3 protein-coding genes are annotated in these 3334 nt (G+C 55.2%); 1 reads left to right on the plus strand and 2 read right to left on the minus strand.

What is annotated here, in order from left to right:
- Positions 1-438: 438 nt before the first annotated feature.
- A complete protein-coding gene (locus tag AB4090_RS14585) occupies positions 439-1113 on the minus strand; it encodes an RloB family protein (RefSeq protein WP_369574613.1) in 675 nt (224 codons plus the stop codon).
- A complete protein-coding gene (locus AB4090_RS14590) occupies positions 1113-2381 on the minus strand; it encodes an ATP/GTP-binding protein (RefSeq protein WP_369574614.1) in 1269 nt (422 codons plus the stop codon). The genes AB4090_RS14585 and AB4090_RS14590 overlap by 1 nt, the downstream gene beginning before the upstream one ends.
- A 616-nt stretch (positions 2382-2997) precedes the next feature.
- Between AB4090_RS14590 and AB4090_RS14595 the strand changes: the two genes are divergently transcribed.
- Positions 2998-3195, plus strand: a complete 198-nt coding sequence (locus AB4090_RS14595) for a carbohydrate porin (RefSeq protein ID WP_369574615.1) — start codon at positions 2998-3000, stop codon at positions 3193-3195.
- Positions 3196-3334 lie beyond the last annotated feature (139 nt).

Genomic DNA, 3334 nt, shown 5'->3' on the forward strand with positions numbered 1-3334 from the left:
CCAGGGCTATGCCATCGCGCGCCCGATGCCTTCTGATCAGGTGGTTAACTGGGTGACACAGTATAACCCATTGTTTCCAGATAATAAATCTACCCCCCCCCCCAATGGGATTAAGTCGCATTCGTAACGCTCTAGCACTTCCAGGGCTTCGGCAGAAAACCCGAGATGAAATCCTGTCAATCGCGATGTCGGTTGCTATCGGGCAGGATTTCCGCAATCGCCTGATCCCGATGCTCAAGCCGTAGAACGACACTTGGAGTTGTGCTGGAATAATAGGGGGCGGACCAGTCCGGCTCCATATATGATAGCCTAGCGTCATGAGTGTGCGTCGACGTATCCTCCTGTCCGCTCCGTGTTGGTTGTTCCATGAGGCCAAGAAACAAAACCAATCGGTCACCAAACCGTCTTTAGTCTGAGGATGCCCCCAGCCTTAACAAATCAACCACGCAGCGTCGTCAGCAGTTTCACCAGCTCTACGATGGCCGTGAACGGTTCTGGTGCGGTGTGCGCACTGAAGCGGTCCGCTAACCCTTTAGCACGCTGGGCAGCAACTACCAGATGTTCGCGAGTGATTGCGAATGCGTTGTCCACGCCCTTGTCATAGCCAGGAATGTGCAGCTTGAGGCGGCGCATCACTTCATTGCGATGCAGTGGAGTTTGAATATCTTCGTAGTGAAGCAGTAGCCACAGCTCGAAACTGGGCACCGAGGCAATGGCCTGAAAACGGATCAGCTGCTTGGCATCGTTCTTGAGCTTGCCATCCAGTGACGCCGCCAGATCAAGCGCATCGTGATAACTGTCGTGGTCATCACGGTCAAAAACCGCGTAGACCTTCTCGAACGCACGGCGCTGAATGTTCTTGTGCCGGTCGCCATCCTCGAATAACGCCCGCGCGTATTGCACAACCTGAATCGGCGCACTGCCCGGCTTGCTGGGACGGACTTCCACATTAGCCGTGTGCAAACGATAAGCCGCACGGATCTCCCGAAAATAGTTCGGCTCCGTCTTGCTGCCTTCGGAAACAATCAGGATGCGGTCGTAACTCGCGCGCCGCCCCTGTTTACGCTCCAGCTGCTTTTTCTGGCGCTCTTTGGGTGAGTTGTCGCGAGCCATCAGTGCTTCAGTCCCAGGGTGTGGCTGAGAAATGGCACGCCGCCGTATCGCCCCATGAGGTAGCCGCGTTCCAGTGCCTCGTTCTTGCGAGGGCTGAATTCGGACAAGCCGACCAATGCCGAGGTTTGATCGCTGTCTTTTTCAACGAACCACACCTGATCACGCCGGAACAGATCGGGCGCATCCAGCAGCGAAGTGTCGTGCGTCGTAAAGATCAACTGTGCGCCACTGGTGTTGATTTCCGGACGGTGGAACAATCGCACCAGCTCGCGCACCAGCAAGGTGTGCAGGCTGGTATCGAGTTCATCGATGACCAGTGTCAGCCCTTTGCTGAGGATGTCCAGCACGGGGCCCGCAAGAAATAGCAGATTTCGCGTGCCATTGGATTCATCCATCAAATCAAATACGGCGTTGCCCAGTTCGGTGACGTGGTGGAAGCGTAGCTTGTGCTCCTCCATCTCTTGCGCACGCACTTCGGTTTTGCCCGCCACCAGATCGAAGTGGACGGCCTGCCCAGGCACCTTGCGAGTTTCCACATTGATGTCAGCGATGCTGATGTCGGCGGAGGAAAGGAAGTTGCAGATCTCTTTGCGCCCATCGGCTTGCTTGAGCATCTGGATGGAGACTTGCGGACTGAGCCGAGCTTGCTCATTGAAAATCACCAGCCGATTCGCAAACCAGTCGAATACTCGGCGCAAGGCCTCACTGTTGAGTTGTACGGCCATCGACAAGAACAGTGAATTCTGGCGCGTAGCTCCTTCCCACAGATTCTTAGGGCCTTTCAGGCCGGGGCCGAAGTCGTAAACGTCCTTGCCCGTTTCGCCGTCAAAGTGGCGCTCAAACCAGCGCTGCGGCTTGAATGCCTTGTAGACCAGCAGGTGCTCGCTGACGATGCGCTGCGCTGTCATGGCAAACCCGTATTGGTAGCGCACACCATCCAGAAGGAACGTGACTTCGAACTCGCTGGGCTGGCTGGCAGATTCAGCGTCGAGTCGGAAGGGTTGCACAGCAAAGGTCTGCCCGGGCTGGATCGCTGTCGCGGACTCAGTCACCACGCCCCGCATGTACTGCAGCGCCTTGATGAGGTTGGATTTGCCGCTCGCGTTGGCGCCATAGACCACCGCACTGCACACCAGCGTGGGCGCAGCACTGATGCCAGTTGTCTGGGTGTGGGTGTCTCGCAGGGTCTTGTCCTTAGATGCAACAAGACTGAGCACCTGTTCGTCACGCAGGCTGCGGAAGTTCTTGACGCGGAACTCGATCAGCATTGTATTCACCCATGAATCATAAAATATGTAAACATTATGCGTATAACTCGCAAAAAATCAATATATTTACATTAGCAAATTTCCGCAATCACCTTCGCGGTGCGGCACAATGTGGGCACGGGAAGGGCGATTTTGCTTGTATAGCGTGGTTGCCGGTAGGTTCCCACGGCGATCACACCCCTAGGACTATGGAGTTTCGGCGGTTTTGAGGTCGGTTGCTGGCGATGAAATGGTATCGGGGCCGACCCGCTTCCAGGAGTTCTGCCTGATGGTTCTGGCGTACCACGATGAGGCGAAAGACTTGGTATGTAGCTTCCATGCTGTGTACCGTCTCCGCGACGGCGCAATCGGCTTAGTGCGTCCAGGCAGCGTCGGGACTGGAACGGAAGCACGATTTGAGCCATCTTGCTCATCGGCCCCTCCCGTAAGGTCACCTTCTGGGTGATGCTCATCGACAAACCTATTCTACAAAAAATATCTGCAGATCAGTGAGTTATCTATACTATCCGCTCATCCGATCGCGGGATTCGGGATCATGGGCGCTGGGCGTGGGGACCGGGGCATTCGATTGCGCCATTTTGTCAGCGGATCTCCCAGCACAGCGTTTAGCTTAGGCATGGCTCGCGCTTGGCAACGTGGCGCAGGTGCAGAAACCGCAATCGAACTGAATATTCGCCAGCCTATTGGACAGCACCTATTCATTGCCCCTGATCTCCAATACGTGATTCATCCACTGGGATTCTTTCCACGACGGGTTGCCAATGCTTGGGTTTTCCTCCTTCGTGGAGGCTTTCGTTTTCATACCCGCATTTGATCGGTTGCAAGGTAGAGATCAAGACGTGGTGTGTGCTCAGAAAAGTCTACGTCCATGTCCTGGAACGTCCTTGAGAAGGAACGGTGGTTTCGCCTTTTCCAGTTTGTCGTATTTTCGTACTATGCTTACAGCGTACAGC

The sequence above is a fragment of the Acidithiobacillus sp. IBUN Pt1247-S3 genome (assembly GCF_041146875.1).
In the GTDB taxonomy this organism is placed as follows: Bacteria; Pseudomonadota; Gammaproteobacteria; order Acidithiobacillales; family Acidithiobacillaceae; genus Igneacidithiobacillus.